Origin of the sequence: Streptomyces sp. NBC_01551, from assembly GCF_026339935.1 — a bacterium.
In the GTDB taxonomy this organism is placed as follows: domain Bacteria; phylum Actinomycetota; class Actinomycetes; order Streptomycetales; family Streptomycetaceae; genus Streptomyces.
In genome coordinates, this window is record NZ_JAPEPX010000001.1 from 3502277 (window position 1) to 3518771 (window position 16495).

Genomic DNA, 16495 nt, shown 5'->3' on the forward strand with positions numbered 1-16495 from the left:
CCAGCCTGATACGGTCCCGCTCTGCCGGAACACCGGAACACGTGTCCCGTGTGTACCTTCCGATGCCTCCTGTACCCCCTGTCCCGCGCGTTACCGAGAGGTTGAGCCATGACGGACCCCGCGGACCCCGCAGTCGAACGGGACGCCGCCGAGGCCGCCTCGGCCTTCTCCCACCCGCCGGTCCGGCCCGACGCCAGCGCCGCGTACGGGGAGCACCCCGACCAGGTGGTGGACTTCTACGCCCCGCGCGGCGAGACCACCCACGAGCTGGGGTCGGCCCCGCTGGTGGTCGTCCTGCACGGCGGCGCGTGGCGGGCCCCGTACGACCGCCAGCACGTCACCCCCTTCGCGGATTTCCTGGCCCGGCGGGGTTTCGCCGTCGCCAATGTCGAGTACCGGCGCGGGAGTTCCCTGCCGCACCAGGGGGGCGAGGGGCCGGTGGCGGGGCGCTGGCCCGAGACCTTCGACGATGTCGCCGCCGCCATGGACGCGCTCCCCGGGCTGGCGGGGAGCGCGCTGCCGCAGGCGGATGTACGGAGGGTCGTGGTGACGGGCCACTCCGCCGGCGGCCACCTCGCCCTGTGGGCGGCCGCCCGGCACGTCCTCCCGGCCGACGCTCCCGCCGGCTGGAGGCTGCCTTCCCCGCCGCAGCTGCGCGGCGTGGTGGCGCTGGCCCCCATCGCGGACTTCGCGGTGGCGGAGGATCTGGGAGTGTGTGGCGGGGCGTCGGCGCAGTTGCTCGGCGGGAAGGAGTACTTCGCCGGGCGCCTGCCGTACGCCGATCCGGCGGCGTTGCTGCCGACGGGGATCGCGACGGCGCTGGTGCAGGGGCGGGACGACATCGTGGTCCCGGAGCAGGTCGCGGAGTCGTACGTTGCTGCCGCCGCTCAGGCGGGCGAGCTGGTCGGGCTGACGCTGCTGGACGGGGTCGGGCACTTCCCGCTGATCGACCCGGCGGCGGATGCCTGCGCGGTGGTTTCCGAGGAGATCTCGCAGCTGGCCTGGTAGAGGCAGGCGGCGCGGTGGAGGAGGAGGGCGTGGACGAAGCGGTCTTCGGAGGTGGGCCTGCTCCTCCAGGTCAGCGGCCAGGACCCTTCCAGCGCGGGGATCGGGATGTACGTCTGCCGGCGCGGGCCTGAGGTCAGCCGGGTGAATCCGGGGGGCCAGATCCGGTACGCGGCGCTGCCGACCGGGATCAGGAAGTAGACCGGCCGCCTGCCGTTGCTCTGCGTGAGGATCGGGCCGGGGTCACCGCCCGTGAGCGTGACGAGGAGATCGGCGAGGTTCTGTCCGGTGTCACCGTCCACACGTAGAGCGTCAAATTGCACTCCTGCCTTGCGGATTCCGATGCCTGTTGCTGGAACCCAGCTGGGGACAGGGGAGTTGGGGGTGAGCGGGCGGTGACTTTCGGTGTTCATGGGACCAGCTTGAAGGTTCAGGTCTACCGTTTTCCAGAGCGTGGGCTCTACTGCCGAATCGGTAGGGTTTCGGGCCCCGCTGGTTGATTCTGGTTGAGTCCGGTTGAGTGGGGTGAGCCCGTGGCGAAGGCGGCCAACAAGGTGTCGGCGGGTGGGGTGGCGCGGCTCGTGTCCCACCTGGTGAGGGCGTTCCGGGAGCGGGAACGGCTGACCCAGAAGGAGCTGGGGGCGATGATCGGCTACTCGGCGGCGGCGATCAGCGCCCTGGAGACGGGGGCGCAGCCGCCGAGCGACGACATGCTGGTCAAGCTTGAGGCCGTCATCGGGGACGGGATGGGGGTGTTCGAGCTGGCGCGGGAGCTGCTTTTACTGGAGAAGTATCCGGTGCGCTTCCGGCAGTTCTCCCAGCTGGAGGCGACGGCGTTCGCCATCTCCTCGTATGAGACCCACGTGGTGGATGGCCTCTTTCAGACCGAGGACTACGCCCGGGCGCTGATCCGTGGCGGCTATCCGCCAGTGTCGGAGGCAAAGGTCGAGGAGCTGGTCGAGGCGCGGATGGTCCGCAAAGCGCTCTTCGATCGCGACCCGATGGCGATGATCGAGCTGATCCTCGACGAGTCCGTCCTGCTGAGGCCCTTCGGCTCGTGGGAGATCCATCGCGGACAGCTGCGGTCCCTCGTCAAGGATGCCCAGCGCGTCAACGTCACCGTGCAGGTCCTGCCCTTGGAACGCGGCCTGAAGGGCTCCTATGCGGGAGACCGCGGTGCCATGAAGCTGGTGGAGACGAAGGACCACGACCACGTGGTCTACATGGAAATCGAGGACGAGAGCATCCTCGTGAGCAACCGGGCCACGGTGTCCGGACTGGCCCATCGGTATGCGAAGATCCGCGCACAGGCCCTCAGCCCGGACGAATCCCTGGGCCTCATCGAGCGGTTGGCGGGAGAACCGAAATGAGCACCAGCACCCTGCGGTGGTTCAAGTCGAGCTACAGCGACAGCGGCGGCGCTGACTGCGTCGAGGTGGCCTACGACTGGCACAAGTCGAGCCACAGCGACAGCGGCGGCGGCAACTGCGTCGAGGTGGCGAGCTGCCCGCACGCCGTGCACGTGCGGGACTCCAAGGCCCTCGGCCCCACGTTCGCGGTAGCGCCAACGGCCTGGGCGGACTTCGCCGGCTGGGCCGCGCACGCCTGACCGGGTCCTATCTGCCGGGGCCCGGCAGCGCGGTGCGCAGGTCGGTGATTTCGTAGCCCTCGGAGTGGAGCAGGGCGATGATGTCCGGGAGGGCGAGGGCGTCGATGACGTCCGCGCCCGTGTTCTGCGTGCCCACGTGCATCTGCACGATCTGGCCCGGGGTCAGGGTGTCGGCGACGCGGGAGACGGCCTCCTTGACGGTCATGCCGCCCTCGGTGCCGAGGTAGCCCTTGGTGTCGAGGGTGAATTCGACGTTGGTCCAACCGCGTGCGTTGGCGGCGGCGATGCCCTGTTCCGTGACTTCGCTGTACGGGAAGCGGAAGAACGGGGCCGGGGCGGCGCCGCTCCCGGTGCGGATCGCCCGGTCGGCCCGGTCCATCTCCTGCTCGGCCTCGCGGAGCGTGATGTCGCGGAAGTGGGGGTGGGTGTGGGAGTGGTTGCCGATCCCGTGGCCGGCGGCGGTGATGTCGCGCAGGGCTTGGGGGTGGGCCTCGGCGAACTCTCCCGTGACGAAGAAGGTCGCGGGGGCGCGGCGGCCGCGCAGGGTGGCGAGGACGTCCGCGAGGCCGTCCTCGTTCCAGGCGGCGTTGAAGGTGAGGGCCGCGACGCGCCGGTCGGTGGGGATGCGGCGGACCTCCTCACCGTCGAGTTCACCCGCGGCGGCGGCGGCGGACGGGGCGGCGGTCGAGGCCAGCAGGGCGGTGAGGCCGAGGAGCGCGGCGCGGCGCGTGAGGGGGTTCGAGTGCACAGGGTCGATCGTGTCGCGGCCCGGGAGCCGGCCCCCGAACCCGGCCGGGACGCGCCGAGCGCGCTCGCCCGTTCGGGGGCGGGGAGGGGCGGGGTTCCCGTACCCGGGATCGCGCAGGACCCCCGGGGGCCCGGCCAGTCCGAGTGTTCTCCCGGGTCGGCGGCCGGCCTCAAGGGCGCTCCCTCCGGTCGCGTCGCTACGCGATGGCCTTCGGCCACCCTTGACCCCGACCACCGCCCCGGAACGACACAGACTGTCCGGGCCCCCGGGGGAGGCGGGCAGGGCGCACCGCCCGTCCGTTCCGTCCGCCGTCCCCTTTCGCACCCTTTCGCGGTGCGCGCGACCGATCGCTACGCGCTCCTGTCGGCTTGGCGTCCGCCGGCCGTCCGGGGCTGGACACAGACGTCCCGGGAGGGCCGGTTGGCGCTGTCACCGAGTAGGGACGGAATGGGGACGATTCCGTCGACGAATTGGCTTGCAGCGAGGGGAGTTGATGGGGGAAAGTTGCTGCTGCACATGATCAACAAGGCGCCCGCAAACGCGCCTGAACTCAGGGGGAAGACAGTGCAGATCCGCAGGAAGATAGCGACCGCAGCCGTCACGATCGCGGTGGCGGGAACCGGCATGATCGCCGGTACCGGTTCGGCCTTCGCCGGCACCAACGGCCAGCAGATCACGATCGACGACGCCTCCGGGCGGGCCCGGTCGGTCTACGTCCAGGGCAGCAACCAGAACGGCTCGTACGTGGGCCGGTGCTTCAACGTCAACCCGAACTCCTCCACGTCGCTGGGCGGCTGGTGGTGGAAGAACGACGTCAGCGTGACCGCGTTCTCGTACAGCAACTGTGGTGCCGGGCGCTTCTACTACAAGAACACCTGGATCAACACCACCCAGAGCTGGGGCGACTACCAGGTCGTCTCGGTTCACTGATCCCCTGCGCCCCGGCCGTGACCACGGCCGGGGCGTCCGGTTTCATGCGGGGATGACGGCCAGACCGGCCTCCGCGATCTTCACGTCGTCCGACCAGTGGCCGCCCGAGACGCCGATCCCGCCGACGAGCCGGCCCTCGACGACGATCGGCAGCCCACCGCCGAACGTGACGAGGCGGTCGATCCCGGTCCGGGCCCCCACCGACAGCTGGGGGTCGTTCTCGGCGAACTCGTGCCAGTCGGTGGTGCTCAACCCGAAGGCGGCCGCCGTGTAGGCCTTGTCCTGGGCGATCTGGATGGTCATCAGCCCCGAGCCGTCCATCCGCGCGAACGCGCTGAGGTGGCCGGACTCGTCGACCACGGCGACGGAGAACAGCAGGTCGGTCTCCCGTGCGGCCGCGAGGGCGGCGTCGACGATGGCACGGGCCAGTTCATTGCTGAGGGCGGGCCGAACGCGAACGGTCACAACAGACTCCTCGTAAAGGTGGGGTTCGTATGCATGCAGCTAACAGCATGCGAATAGCTCTACGCAAGCTGCCTGGTGTCTTGGCGGTTACTGGCCCCCGCTCCTACACTCGGCGCATGCACTACTCCGAGCGCCTGTTGGCCCACATCAAGCAGGCCGAACGCATCACGCAGGCCGCGAAGGAGGCCGCGGTGCGGGAGGCGGGGATCACCGCCGCGCAGCAGGCCGCGCTCGCCGTGCTCAGCGACAACCCGGGGATCAACGCGGCGGAACTCGCGCGGCGGCTCTCGGTGACCCCGCAGACGATGAACAGCCTGCTCGGCCGACTGGAGTCCCGCGGCCTGATCGCCCGCAACCCGCACCCGATACACGGCACGCTGATCGAGATCCGCATGACCGAGCGCGGCCGGGAGGTCTTCGCCGAAGCCGACGCCCTGGTGGCAAAGCTCGACGCCCGCCTGGCCGAGGGTCTCTCCGAAGCCGAGTCGGCCGCCGTCCGCGACCTCCTCGCCCGCATCGTCCGCAACGCCGAGTCCCAGCCCTGACCGCTTCCCCGTGGACCACGGGCGATTCGCAGTCGCGATCTCACGGGAGCGCGTAGCGATCGTTGGCGGCTTGTGCCCGGCCACAGCTGGTCCGCGGCCGCCGTCGCGCGGGAGCGCGTAGCGATCTGCGGCGTCACGCGTCTTCCGGCGACATGACGGGGTGCCGCCGCATGGCACACGTTCCCCCTGGGCGTCCTTTGTTGGGGCTGCCCGCCAGGCGTTCATGCCTGCCGGGCCGGCGCGGCCGGTCAAGGGTGGCCGCAGGCCATCGCGGAGCGACGCGAGCGCAGCGAGCGCCCTTGACGGGACGGGTCGGACCGGTGAACACCCTTGGCTGGCGGGCGGCCCCAACGCCTCGGCCGCTCGATGCGGCTCGGACGAATCCGGCCCCTCCGACGCCGCCCGGCCTCCGACGCCGCCCGGCCATACGGCGAAGGGGCCCGGCACACGCGTGGTGTGCCGGGCCCCTTCCGTGTTTGCGTGCCTCAGGCGCGGACGCCGCCGCGGCGGCGGGTGCCGAGCCAGGCGGCCGCGCCGCCGAGGGCGACGAGGACGGCGGCCAGGCCGGCGTAGAGGCCGGAGTTGGAGTCGGAGCCGGTGTGGGCGAGGGAGCCCGAGGCCTGGGTGGTGCCGCCTGCGGGCGCGGCGGCCGGGGAGGAGGACGCGGCCGAGGAGCCGGAGCCCGTCTGCGAGGACGTCTGGGAGGTCTGGGTGTTGGAGCCGGCCGGCTTGGCGGGCTTGGACTGCTCGGGCTTGGTGGCGGCCTGCTTGGCCGGGGCCAGCTTGAAGTCCGTGGCGGTGGTGGAGAAGGTCTTGGACCTGTTCTCCGCCAGGGCGACGTCCGCCTGAAGGGTGACAAGGGTGGGCTGGGTGACCTGCGTCTTGGGGCCGAGCTTGACCTGGAGCGCGAACGACTCGGCCGGGATCCCCTGGAAGTCCTTCTCCATGCGCGGCAGCAGGAAGGTGCCGTTGCTGTCGGCCGCGACGTCGGTCCAGTTGCCGTCGACCATCACGCGCACCTGGGTGTCCGGGTGCTTGACGTCGCCCGGGAACTTCACGGTCAGGCGGGTGACGAGGTCGGAGGTGAACGCGATGCCCTCGTGCCGGTACCAGAGCATGAGCTGCTTGCAGCGGGTCTCGTCGTTCGTGCCGTCGCAGGAGCCGTTGTTCTCGAAGTGGGTGGACAGCGTGGCCGCCGGGCCCTTCGCCGGGGTCGCCTTGAAGCCGATGGCGGCGTCGCCGCCCGGCGCCAGCTCCTTGGCCAGGGTCTTGGCGCGCAGCTCGAACATGTTGCTGTTGATCGGGAAGCTCTTGCCGAGACCGACGGTGACCTTCCACTTCAGCTTGCCGCCCGCCGGGACCTCGAAGCCCGCGGAGGCGTCCTTGCCGGCCGGGTAGAACAGGCCCTGCCAGCCGCCGTCCTGGTCGCCGATGAAGGACGCGGTGTCCGGCGCGTTGACCTCGTCCACCTTGAAGACGACGTCGTTCTTCTTGAGCGCGATCGGGCTGCCGAGGTTGCCGAGGAGCCAGGGGTGGAACGGGGCGGCCTTGTCGCTCGGGTTCGTGACCGTGAGGTCGAAGCTCTCGGTCGCACCGCCGCGGGTCAGCGGGCCGCTTGGGATGGGGGCGCCCAGCTCGATCCGCAGCGCGGGCTTGCCGCCTTCGGCGGGCGCGGCGTAGGCCGACAGCGGCGTCAGGGCCGTACCGGCGACGGCGGCGACGGCGGCGGTGGCGGTGGCGGCCGCGGTGCGGAGGGAACGGCGGGTGGTGACGGCGGCGGAGATGCGAGCGGACATGGTGGACTCCCCCCAAGGAATCAGCAAGGGCGTGCGGCGGAGGGCGGCAGGCCGGGCGACAGGGCAAAGCGACGGGTCGAACGAGAAGGTGTGTCGCTCTCGGCCGGTGTTTTCGTTCTTCCCCCGGGCTGCTGCGATGTGCTTATCCTCGCCCACCGACGATCTTGGAACGATCCTCTCTGTGTCACCGGACCGCAACAGCGGAAAGCGCCCTCGTAACGCCGTGACCAGGCATGACGAAGGGGTGGGGCGCGTCGCGCCCCACCCCTTCGACCGCTTCGCAGCGGGTCCTACAGGAACGAGTTGATCTCGATCGTCTCGGTCCGGCCGGGGCCGACGCCGATCGCGGAGATCGGGGCGCCCGACATCTCCTCCAGGGCCTTCACGTAGGCCTGGGCGTTCTTCGGGAGGTCCGAGAACGTCTTGGCCTTGGTGATGTCCTCGGACCAGCCGGGCAGGTTTTCGTAGATCGGCTTCGCGTGGTGGAAGTCCGTCTGCGAGTACGGGAGCTCCTCGACGCGCTTGCCGTCGATCTCGTACGCGACGCAGACCGGGATCTGCTCCCAGCCGGTCAGCACGTCCAGCTTGGTGAGGAAGAAGTCCGTCAGGCCGTTCACGCGGGTCGCGTAGCGGGCGATCGGGGCGTCGAACCAGCCGCAGCGGCGGTCACGGCCGGTGGTGACACCGCGCTCGCCACCGATGCGGCGCAGGTCCTCGCCGTCCTGGTCGAACAGCTCGGTCGGGAACGGGCCCGCGCCGACGCGCGTGGTGTAGGCCTTGAGGATGCCGATGACGCGGCTGATCTTCGTCGGACCGACGCCCGTACCGGTGCAGGCGCCGCCCGCGGTCGGGTTCGAGGACGTGACGAAGGGGTACGTGCCGTGGTCGACGTCGAGCAGCGTGCCCTGGCCGCCCTCGAAGAGCACGACCTTGTCCTCGTCGAGCGCGTTGTTGAGGATCAGGGTGGTGTCGGCGACGTAGCCCTTGATCTGGTCCGCGTACTGGAGCATCTCCTCCACGATCGCGCCGGCCTCGATGGCCCGGCGGTTGTAGAGCTTCGCGAGGAGCTGGTTCTTGCCCTCCAGCGCCGCTTCGACCTTCTGGGTGAGGATCGACTCGTCGTACAGGTCCTGGACGCGGATACCGATGCGGTTGATCTTGTCCGCGTAGGTCGGGCCGATGCCGCGACCGGTGGTGCCGATCTTGCGCTTGCCGAGGAAACGCTCGCCGACCTTGTCCAACGTCACGTTGTACGGCGTAATGAGGTGCGCGTTACCGCTGATGAGCAGCTTGGAGGTGTCGATTCCGCGTTCGTTGAGCCCGCGGAGCTCCGACAGCAGTACGGCCGGGTCGACCACGACACCGTTGCCGATGACCGGGGTGCATCCGGGGGAGAGGATGCCGGAAGGGAGAAGGTGCAGTGCGTACTTCTGGTCGCCTACGACAACCGTGTGGCCGGCGTTGTTGCCGCCCTGGTAGCGCACTACATAGTCAACGGATCCACCGAGCAGGTCGGTGGCCTTTCCCTTGCCCTCGTCACCCCACTGAGCTCCGAGCAGCACAAGAGCGGGCACAGGCGTACACCTCTTCCGGATGGGGCATGTCCAAGGTCAGGGGGCGTACGACGATGTACACCGCAGGCTGAGCCGTCGGACCGGTACCCCGGAATAGACGAAGGCCCTGGCGCAATAGCGCAAGGGCCTCTTGCACAAAGATGCTACCCGAGGAAGGACCGAGGTGTCGGCTCCAGAGCCCACCATGAGCCATGCGGGCGCGCCGGTCGGCGGCCTGCTCGTGCTCGTCGACCCGGTCGCCCGCCGTTTGGACGGCGAGTCTGTGCGGATCGCGAAAGATGTGTTGTCAGCCGGGGCAGCGGCGAAGATCTGCCTGCCCGACTCGCCGGAGGAGTTCGCGCGGGCCCTCGCCCGCCGGGGCCATCGCAGGCCCGTGATCGTGGGGGACGACGGGGCGCTGGTACGGGCTGTGACGCTGTTGCACCGATCGCGTGACCTGTCGGGTGAGGAAGCGCTGTCGCTGATCCCGGTCGGACCGGTCGGCTCGCTCGGCCTGGCCCGGTCGCTCGGCGTGCCGCTGTCGGCCGTCATGGCGGCGCGGGCCGCGCTCGACGGCGTGGTGCGGGCGCGGGACCTGCTGGTCGACGACAGCGACGGCGTGGTCCTGGGCGGGCTGCGGATCCCGCCGCTGGGGCCGCGGACGGTGCGGCGGTCGCTGCTGCGCACGCTGCTGGCGCCCGCCGGGGGTGCGACCGTGCGGGTGGCGCACCGGCTGCGGGTGGAGGCGGACGGGGTGGTCCTGGCGGACGTGGACCACGAGGTGGAGGACGTCGCGGTGACGACGCGGGAGCCGGGCGGGCTGGCGGAGGTCGTGGTCCGGCTGTCCGGCGCCCGCCGGGTGACGGAGCGCGCGGCGACGGTGACGGTGTCGGGCGCGGACTTCCGCTACCGCGCCGACCACGCCCCGGCGGGCCCCATCCGCCGCCGCACCTGGACGCTGCGCGGCGCGGCGTGGAGCCTGACGCTGCCGCGCTGACCTCGCGGGGGCGGAGCCGGTCCCGCCGGGGTCCGCCGGCCGGGGCTCCTGCCGGCCGGGCCGGGCGCGGCCCGCTCCGGGCCGGGTCGGGTCGGGCTCCGGGAGGTGCCGGGTGCCGGGGGGCGCCGGGTCTCGTCCCCGGCCTCCGGCCCGGCCCGGCGGTGGGCGCGCCCTACGGGAGGTCCAGCGTGGCCCGGTGAGCCCGCCAGCGGTCCATCATCGCGAGCATCTCGCCCTGGAGGAACTCGAAGAACGCCGCCGTCTCCGCCATCCGCGCGCCCGCCGGGGTGTCCGCGCCGAGGCCCGTCACGCCGTCGCGGAGGGTCTTCTCGAACATGGTCAGCACCTGGTCCCGCCGGGTGAACGTCTCGTACCAGAGCTCGTTGTGCAGCACGTACCGGTCGCGCCGGGAGCCCGGTTCGCGCTCCCGGCTGACCATGGTGACCTGCGTCAGGTAGGCCACCGCGCCCGACACCGCCGCCGGGCTGATCCGCAGGGCCTCGCTCAGTTCCGCCGAGGTCATCGCGCCGCTGTCGCTCGCCAGCAGCTGCGCGAAGACGCGGGCCGCCATGCGCTGCATGCCCGCCTCGGTCAGCTGTGCGGCGAACCGCTCCACGAAGCGGGAGACCGCCTCGTCGCTCCGTACGTCGTCCACGTCTCGTACATCCATGTCGTCCGCCACCCTCCCGACTTTACGTGATTTCCGAGGTTCACAATTTTGTGAAAGTAGCGTACGTTCGGAATCATGACGAAGGCAATCAGCGTTGCCGGCCTCCACAAGGCGTTCGGCCGCACCCACGCCCTGGACGGGCTCGACCTCTCGGTCGCCACCGGCGAGGTCCACGGTTTCCTCGGCCCCAACGGCGCCGGCAAGTCCACGACCATCCGCGTCCTGCTCGGCCTGCTGCGCGCCGACTCCGGCGCCGCCGAGCTGCTCGGCGGCGACCCCTGGGCCGACGCCGTCGCACTCCACCGTCGCGTCGCCTACGTCCCCGGGGACGTCACCCTCTGGCGCAACCTCTCCGGCGGCGAGGTCATCGACCTCTACGGGCGGCTGCGCGGCGGCCTCGACCGCGCCCGCCGGGCCGAGCTCGTCGAGCGGTTCGAACTCGACCCGACCAAGAAGGGCCGTACGTACTCCAAGGGCAACCGGCAGAAGGTCGCCCTCGTCGCCGCCTTCGCCTCCGACGTCGAGCTGCTCATCCTCGACGAGCCCACCTCGGGCCTCGACCCGCTGATGGAGGAGGTCTTCCAGAGCTGCGTGGCCGACGCCCGCGCCGCCGGGCGCACCATCCTGCTCAGCTCGCACATCCTCAGCGAGGTCGAGGCCCTCTGCGACCGGGTCAGCATCATCCGCAAGGGCCGCACCGTCGAGAGCGGCACCCTCGCCGAACTGCGCCACCTCACCCGTACGTCGATCAGCGCCGAGCTCGCCGGACCGCCGAACGGGCTCGCCCGGCTGCCGGGCGTGTACGACGTCGAGGTGCGCGGGCTGAAGGTCAGCCTGCAGGCCGACACCGACAAGCTGGACGCCGTCCTGCGCTCCCTCACCCAGTCGGGCGTACGGTCGCTGACCTCGACCCCGCCGACCCTGGAGGAGCTCTTCCTCCGCCACTACGCGGACGACGTCCGAGCCGGCGCGAACGCGGGTGCGTCCCGATGAGGAACCAACTGGCGGGCACCGGGGCCCTGCTGCGCCTCGCCCTGCGCCGCGACCGCGTCATGATGCCGGTCTGGATCCTGGTCGTGGCGATGCTCGTGCTGAGCCTGCCCGCCTCCCTCGAATCGGTGTACGGGACGGCCGCCGAACGGGCCCGCCTCGTCGCGACGATGACCACCAACGGCTCGCTCCGCGCCCTGTACGGACCCGTCTTCGGCGACTCGATCGGTGCCCTGACCGCCTGGCGCGGAGGGGTCTTCGCCGGTCTGCTCGCCGGGATCATGAGCCTGGTCATCGTGGTCCGGCACACCCGCGAAGAGGAGGAGTCGGGCCGTCAGGAGCTGCTCTCCGCCGCCATGGTGGGCCGCCGCGCCCCGCTCACGGCTGCCCTCCTCGCCGCCCTGACCGCCAACGCGCTGGTCGCCCTGCTCGTCACCGCCGCTCTCGCCGGGCGCGGCGCCGGCGGGGCACTTGCCCTCGGGCTGGGCATCGGCGCCACCGGCATGCTGTTCGCCTCCCTCGCCGCCATCGCCGCGCAGCTCACCGAGAGCGCGCGGCTCGCGAAGGGGCTCGCGGGGGCGTTCGTCGGCGCCGCGTTCGTCCTGCGCGCCGCCGGGGACGCGGGCACGGCCGACGGCGGCTCGGCGCTGACCTGGGCCTCTCCGCTCGGTTGGCTGGAACACGTACGGGCCTTCGCGGCCGAACGCTGGTGGGTACTGGCCCTGTTCGCGGCGGCCTCGGCGGCGCAGCTGGCGGCCGCGTACGCCCTGGCGGCCCGCCGCGACGTGGGCATGAGCTTCCTCCCCGCCCGGCCGGGCCCGGCGCAGGGCCGGCTCGGCACGGCCGGGGCGCTCGCCTGGCGGCTCCAGCGCGGCGGCCTGCTGGGCTGGAGCCTCGGATTCCTGGCCGCGGGCCTGGTGTTCGGCGGCATGACGGACGGTGCGACCGAGCTGGTCGGCGGCAACGACAAGACCCGCGAGATCATCGAGCGGATGGGCGGGCAGGGCGGCCAGAGCGCCGCCCAGGGCGCCCTCGCCGACACCTTCCTCGCCGCGATGGCCGGGATGCTCGGCATGGTCGCCGCCCTGTACATCGTCTCCTCCGTACTCCGCCTGAGCGGCGAGGAGTCGGGGCAGCGCGCGGAGCCGCTGCTCGCGGGCGCGGTCGGCCGGCTGCGCTGGGCCGGCGGTCATCTGGCCGTCGCCTTCGGCGGGTCGGCGCTGATCCTGCTGCTGGCGGGGCTCGGCCTCGGCATCGGGCACGGGCAGGACGTCGCCGGGGCGGTGGGCGCGACCCTCGGACAGCTCCCGGCGGTGTGGGTCATCGGGGCCCTCGCCGCTCTGCTGCACGGCGCGGCCCCCCGGTTCGCGGGCGCCGCCTGGGCCGTCGCGGGGACCGCGCTGGCCCTGGGCTGGGTCGGCCCGGCCCTGAACCTTCCGCAGGCGGTGCTGAACCTGTCGCCCTTCGCCCACCTGCCGAAGCTGCCGGGCGCGCAGGCCCTGGAGTGGGCCCCGCTCGTGGCGCTGACCGCCTTGGCGGCGGCCCTGCTGGCGGCGGGCCTGACCGCGCTGCGCCGCCGGGACCTGGCCGCGTAGCGCGCTAGAACTCGACGAGCAGCTCCTCCAGGCCCCGGATGACGTACCCGTCCCGCCACCGCGGCTCCCGTACGAGCCGCAGTGGCGGGATCCCCTCCGCCAGCAGCGCCCCGAACGAGGCCTCCAGCTCCCGCCGCGCGAGCGGCGCCCCCAGGCAGTAGTGGATCCCGGCCCCGAAGGTCAGGTGTGGGTTGTCGGCCCGTACGAGGTCCAGCGTGTCGGGGTCGGTGAAGCGCGCCGGGTCCCGGTTGGCGGAGCCGAAGAGCAGCGCCACCTCGGCCCCGCGCGGGATCACGGTGTCACCGATCTCGATGTCGTCGAGCACCCAGCGTTCGAACATCTGGAGCGGGGTGTCGTAGCGCACGAGTTCATCCACAGCTGTGGACAACTTTTCGGGATTGCGTCGGAGGTCCGCCAGCCGGTCCGGATTGCGCAAGAGCGCCCACCATCCGTTGACGGTGGTGTTGACCGTCGCCTCGTGCCCCGCGTTGAGCAGGAGCACGCAGGTGGAGATCATTTCCTGCTCGCTGAGGCGGCCCTCCTCATCGTGGGCGGCGATCAGTGCGGAGATCAAATCGGTGCCGGGGCGCCCCCGGCGCTCGGCGATCAGGCCGCGCAGGTAGTCGCTGAACTCCACGCTCGCCCGGACCGCGCGGCGCGCGGTCTCCTCGTCCGGCCGCAGCTCGAACATCCCGCAGATGTCCGCCGACCAGGGCCGCAGCGGCCCCCGGTCCGACTCCGGCACGCCGAGCAGCTCCGCGATCACCGCCACCGGCAGCGGTTCGGCGACGGCGGTGAGCAGGTCGCCGCCGCCGTCCGCGACCAGAGCGGCCGTCAAGTCCCCGGCCATCCGGCGGACGGCGGGCACGAGCCGCTCCACGGTGCGCGGGGTGAACGCCTTCGCCACCAGCCGCCGCACCCGCGCGTGCGCGGGGTCCTCCAGGTCCAGCAGCCCGTTCCCGTTGAGGACGTGGAACGGCTCGTGTTCGGGCGGTGGCGCCTGGCGCCCGAACTCCTCGTGGGTGAAGCGGTGCAGGTACGTCCGGCCGAGCCGGCGGTCGCGCAGCAGTGCGCTCACGTCGGCGTAGTGCGGCACCAGCCACTGGCCGGTCGCCTCCCACCAGATGGCGCGGCCCTGCTCGCGCAACTCCCGGTAGGCGGGGTACGGATCGGCGACGAAAGCGGCATCCCACGGATCAAAGCCCATCCCGGCACCCTAAAGGCGATCGCGGCGACGGGAGGGGCTTCGGGGCCGGACGGCTCGCTTACAGCCGGCCGAACAGGACGTTGCCCGCGGCCTGGTCGCTGGGGTCGGTGTAGTACTCGCGGATGGCGGTCTCGAACTCGTCCACCGTCAGCTGCCCGTCTCCGTCGGAGTCGATGCGGGCGAAGGCCTCCTGCGCGGCCGCCTCGCCGAGGCCGCCGTCGAAGACGCGCTGGGCGGTGTGGAACTCCTGCCGGCTGACGGTCCCGTCGCCGTCGGTGTCGATCAGCTCCACGACCGCCTGGGCGAGCGGGCGGAACGTCGTGTCGTAGGCCTTGCCCTCGACGTAGAGGCGGCGCATGCCCTGCTGGTACTCGGCGAGGTCGATGCGGCCGTCCTTGGCGCGGTCCAGCTCGGCGCTGAGCGCCGTCCAGAAGTCGACCAGCCCGCTCATCACGGCGGTGCCCTTGGGGGAGGTCGCCGGCTCGCCGAACGCGGCCAGCATGCGGGAGCCGAGGTCCACGAAGTCCTGGCTCTCCAGGTGGCCGCTCCCGTCGGTGTCGAAGTGGGCGAAGGCGCGGGACAGCTTGCGGTCGAGTACGTCGTTCGTCATGGGAACGCCTTTCATGGCACTTCGAGGAGCTGCGGAGATGTGCGGGGGTGCGGGGGGCACGCGGAGCGATCGCCCGATCACGTACCGTAGCCTGAATGTCGATCACCAACTCCCGCTCCCCATCAAGGACGTTGAGGATGCACTCGTACGAGGTATTCGTCGCCGGCGCCGCCGAACCCGGCACCCGCTGGGTCTACTGGCCGCGCATGGGCCGGCTGCTCCGGGAGCCCTACGAGGTGCTCGCGCTCAAGGCCCGGCTGGAGCGCGGCGAGGACCTGCCGTACGGCGAGGACGTCATCGCTGGGCGGGTCGCGCGGTCCACGCCCGAGCAGGGCCTGCGGGCGCTGGCCGCCGCCCGCGCCGCCCAGCCCGGCTGGGCCCGGGTGCCGCTCGCGGACCGGCTGGAGCTGGCGCACGGGGTGTACCGGGCGGTCGTCGAGCACGCCGACGAACTGACCGGGCTGCTGGTGGCGGAGGGGCACCCCGTCCGCCTCGCCCGGTGGGAACTCGCTTCCGTGCGCTGCGGGTTCGGCCCCGACTCGGTGGCCGACTTCGCCCGCCGGCTGGTGGAGCCCGAGCAGGCGGTCGGCGGCCGCCGCCTGCGGTTGGTGCGCAAGGCCGACGGGGTGGTCTGCCTGAGCCCGCCGCGCAACGCGCCGACCTCCAATTCCTTCTACGGGGTGATGGCGCTGGCGGCGGGCAACACCCTGGTCGTCAACGCGCCGCCGACCGCCCCGCTCGGCATCAGCTTCGTCTACCGGGAACTGGTACAGCCCCTGCTGGAGCGCCTCGGCGCCCCGCCCGGCACCCTGAACCTGATCTCCACCCAGACCCGCCCCGCGATCCGCCAGTGGCTGGACAGCCCCGACTGCGACGACCTCGTCTACTTCGGCCCCTCCGAGCAGGGCCTGAAGGTGGAGCGGGAGTGCGTGAGCGCCGGGAAGAAGCCGGTCCTGGAGCTGTCCGGCAACGACGCGGTGGTGGTGTGGGACGACGCCGAGACCGACCTGGCCGCCCGCGCCCTGTGCGAGCGCTTCTACGGCTCCGGCCAGATCTGTATGACCCCGAAGCACGCGATCGTCCACCCGGCCGTCGCGGACCGGCTGGTCAAGGAGCTCGCGGAGCTGGTCGCCGATCTCCGCCCGGGGCCGCCGGAGGATCCGCGGACCCTGCTGAGCCCGGTGGTCAAGCGCGCCGAGTTCAGCGAGTTCCTGGCCGAGGCCCTGGCGGCGGGCGCCGAGCTGGTCGCGGGCGGGGAGTTCGTGGACGTGGACGACCGGCCGTCCGACGCGGGCCCGTTCATCCGCCCCACCGTGCTCCGCGTCCCGGGCCTTGCCCTCGCCGACCGGCTGCGGGCGGTCCGCGAGGAGACCTTCTTCCCGCTGCTCTGCCTGGTCGTCCCGGACCCGCCGTCGGGCGCGGAACCCGCCGAGGGCGACCTCCTCTGCGAGGTGATCGCCTTCCTCAACGGCAACCGCTACGGCCTGCGCAACTCCCTCTGGGCGCAGGACGGGCAGGTCATCGACCGGTTCTGCGCGGAGGTCACCAACGGCGGCATGCTCAAGGTCAACGACTCCCACATCGGCGGTGTCCCCGTCCTCCCCTACAACGGCGGCACCGGCGCGACCGGCGGCATTTTCGGCGAGGCCAACCAGCCCGCCGTCCGCACCACCCACCTCCAGTCGCTCAGCATCGCCACCGCCGTCCGCCCCCGCGCCTCGGTCTTCGACCACGACGCGGCATCCCGGCCCTCCGCCTAGGTCCTGTGCTGTGAC

Annotated in this window: 16 protein-coding genes; 9 read left to right on the forward strand and 7 right to left on the reverse strand. The window is 71.9% G+C overall.

The window, feature by feature from the left end; genetic code table 11:
- Nucleotides 1–108 precede the first annotated feature (108 nt).
- The 3 genes from OG982_RS15725 to OG982_RS15740 all read left to right on the forward strand — a co-directional run bounded on the left by OG982_RS15725 (nucleotide 109) and on the right by OG982_RS15740 (nucleotide 2614).
- Nucleotides 109–1008, forward strand: a complete 900-nt coding sequence (locus tag OG982_RS15725; RefSeq protein ID WP_266786378.1) for a S9 family peptidase — start codon at nucleotides 109–111, stop codon at nucleotides 1006–1008.
- Nucleotides 1009–1538: 530 nt separating this feature from the next.
- Complete coding sequence (locus OG982_RS15735) at nucleotides 1539–2375, forward strand: helix-turn-helix transcriptional regulator (RefSeq protein ID WP_266786376.1); 837 nt, start codon at nucleotides 1539–1541, stop codon at nucleotides 2373–2375.
- Complete coding sequence (locus OG982_RS15740) at nucleotides 2372–2614, forward strand: DUF397 domain-containing protein (protein WP_266948751.1); 243 nt, start codon at nucleotides 2372–2374, stop codon at nucleotides 2612–2614. The genes OG982_RS15735 and OG982_RS15740 overlap by 4 nt, the downstream gene beginning before the upstream one ends.
- A 7-nt stretch (nucleotides 2615–2621) precedes the next feature.
- On the opposite strand, the gene OG982_RS15745 is transcribed toward OG982_RS15740, so the two are convergent.
- Nucleotides 2622–3362, reverse strand: coding sequence for a polysaccharide deacetylase family protein (locus tag OG982_RS15745; protein WP_266948753.1), 741 nt, complete (start codon nucleotides 3360–3362; stop codon nucleotides 2622–2624).
- A gap of 564 nt (nucleotides 3363–3926) precedes the next feature.
- On the opposite strand from OG982_RS15745, the gene OG982_RS15750 reads away from it, so the two are divergent.
- Nucleotides 3927–4292 (forward strand): hypothetical protein, encoded by a 366-nt coding sequence (locus tag OG982_RS15750; RefSeq protein ID WP_266948754.1) that lies wholly within the window; start codon nucleotides 3927–3929, stop codon nucleotides 4290–4292.
- Between the two features lie 42 nt (nucleotides 4293–4334).
- On the opposite strand, the gene OG982_RS15755 is transcribed toward OG982_RS15750, so the two are convergent.
- On the reverse strand, nucleotides 4335–4757 hold the full coding sequence (locus tag OG982_RS15755) for a heme-binding protein (protein ID WP_266786370.1): 423 nt from the start codon (nucleotides 4755–4757) through the stop codon (nucleotides 4335–4337).
- A gap of 116 nt (nucleotides 4758–4873) precedes the next feature.
- On the opposite strand from OG982_RS15755, the gene OG982_RS15760 reads away from it, so the two are divergent.
- Nucleotides 4874–5302 carry a MarR family winged helix-turn-helix transcriptional regulator gene (locus tag OG982_RS15760; protein ID WP_266786368.1) on the forward strand — a complete coding sequence of 143 codons (429 nt, stop codon included), beginning with the start codon at nucleotides 4874–4876 and terminating at the stop codon, nucleotides 5300–5302.
- Nucleotides 5303–5787: 485 nt separating this feature from the next.
- Here the strand turns inward: OG982_RS15760 and OG982_RS15765 are convergent, their stop codons facing one another.
- Both OG982_RS15765 and OG982_RS15770 read right to left on the reverse strand, forming a co-directional pair.
- Complete coding sequence (locus OG982_RS15765; RefSeq protein WP_266786366.1) at nucleotides 5788–7098, reverse strand: LPXTG cell wall anchor domain-containing protein; 1311 nt, start codon at nucleotides 7096–7098, stop codon at nucleotides 5788–5790.
- Nucleotides 7099–7388: 290 nt separating this feature from the next.
- Entirely contained in the window at nucleotides 7389–8672 is a 1284-nt protein-coding gene (locus tag OG982_RS15770) for an adenylosuccinate synthase (protein ID WP_266786364.1), read from the reverse strand.
- Between the two features lie 184 nt (nucleotides 8673–8856).
- Here OG982_RS15770 and OG982_RS15775 point away from each other — a divergent pair, with 184 nt between their 5' ends.
- Nucleotides 8857–9648: a diacylglycerol kinase gene (locus OG982_RS15775; protein WP_266791926.1), complete on the forward strand. Its 792-nt coding sequence runs from the start codon at nucleotides 8857–8859 to the stop codon at nucleotides 9646–9648.
- Between the two features lie 172 nt (nucleotides 9649–9820).
- Here OG982_RS15775 and OG982_RS15780 read toward each other — a convergent pair whose 3' ends face one another.
- The gene (locus OG982_RS15780; protein WP_266786362.1) at nucleotides 9821–10318 is read right to left on the reverse strand and encodes a GbsR/MarR family transcriptional regulator; all 498 of its coding nucleotides are present in this window, start codon (nucleotides 10316–10318) and stop codon (nucleotides 9821–9823) included.
- Between the two features lie 75 nt (nucleotides 10319–10393).
- Here OG982_RS15780 and OG982_RS15785 point away from each other — a divergent pair, with 75 nt between their 5' ends.
- Together OG982_RS15785 and OG982_RS15790 are read left to right on the forward strand one after the other, a co-directional pair.
- Nucleotides 10394–11311, forward strand: a complete 918-nt coding sequence (locus OG982_RS15785; RefSeq protein WP_266786360.1) for an ABC transporter ATP-binding protein — start codon at nucleotides 10394–10396, stop codon at nucleotides 11309–11311.
- Nucleotides 11308–12903: an ABC transporter permease gene (locus OG982_RS15790; RefSeq protein WP_266786358.1), complete on the forward strand. Its 1596-nt coding sequence runs from the start codon at nucleotides 11308–11310 to the stop codon at nucleotides 12901–12903. The genes OG982_RS15785 and OG982_RS15790 overlap by 4 nt, the downstream gene beginning before the upstream one ends.
- 4 nt (nucleotides 12904–12907) lie before the next feature.
- Here the strand turns inward: OG982_RS15790 and OG982_RS15795 are convergent, their stop codons facing one another.
- Nucleotides 12908–14110: a cytochrome P450 gene (locus OG982_RS15795; protein ID WP_266786356.1), complete on the reverse strand. Its 1203-nt coding sequence runs from the start codon at nucleotides 14108–14110 to the stop codon at nucleotides 12908–12910.
- Between the two features lie 58 nt (nucleotides 14111–14168).
- Nucleotides 14169–14720, reverse strand: coding sequence for an EF-hand domain-containing protein (locus OG982_RS15800; protein ID WP_266786354.1), 552 nt, complete (start codon nucleotides 14718–14720; stop codon nucleotides 14169–14171).
- A gap of 137 nt (nucleotides 14721–14857) precedes the next feature.
- On the opposite strand from OG982_RS15800, the gene OG982_RS15805 reads away from it, so the two are divergent.
- The gene (locus tag OG982_RS15805) at nucleotides 14858–16480 is read left to right on the forward strand and encodes an aldehyde dehydrogenase (RefSeq protein ID WP_266786352.1); all 1623 of its coding nucleotides are present in this window, start codon (nucleotides 14858–14860) and stop codon (nucleotides 16478–16480) included.
- Nucleotides 16481–16495 lie beyond the last annotated feature (15 nt).

Bases quoted from the DNA above. Each gene is read 5' to 3' on its own strand.
- OG982_RS15725 (WP_266786378.1), top strand. From the start codon at position 109: ATGACGGACCCCGCGGACCCCGCAGTCGAACGGGACGCCGCCGAGGCC.
- OG982_RS15740 (WP_266948751.1), top strand. From the start codon at position 2,372: ATGAGCACCAGCACCCTGCGGTGGTTCAAGTCGAGCTACAGCGACAGC.
- OG982_RS15760 (WP_266786368.1), top strand. From the start codon at position 4,874: ATGCACTACTCCGAGCGCCTGTTGGCCCACATCAAGCAGGCCGAACGC.
- OG982_RS15765 (WP_266786366.1), bottom strand. From the start codon at position 7,098: ATGTCCGCTCGCATCTCCGCCGCCGTCACCACCCGCCGTTCCCTCCGC.
- OG982_RS15775 (WP_266791926.1), top strand. From the start codon at position 8,857: ATGAGCCATGCGGGCGCGCCGGTCGGCGGCCTGCTCGTGCTCGTCGAC.
- OG982_RS15780 (WP_266786362.1), bottom strand. From the start codon at position 10,318: ATGGATGTACGAGACGTGGACGACGTACGGAGCGACGAGGCGGTCTCC.
- OG982_RS15785 (WP_266786360.1), top strand. From the start codon at position 10,394: ATGACGAAGGCAATCAGCGTTGCCGGCCTCCACAAGGCGTTCGGCCGC.
- OG982_RS15790 (WP_266786358.1), top strand. From the start codon at position 11,308: ATGAGGAACCAACTGGCGGGCACCGGGGCCCTGCTGCGCCTCGCCCTG.
- OG982_RS15795 (WP_266786356.1), bottom strand. From the start codon at position 14,110: ATGGGCTTTGATCCGTGGGATGCCGCTTTCGTCGCCGATCCGTACCCC.
- OG982_RS15800 (WP_266786354.1), bottom strand. From the start codon at position 14,720: ATGACGAACGACGTACTCGACCGCAAGCTGTCCCGCGCCTTCGCCCAC.
- OG982_RS15805 (WP_266786352.1), top strand. From the start codon at position 14,858: ATGCACTCGTACGAGGTATTCGTCGCCGGCGCCGCCGAACCCGGCACC.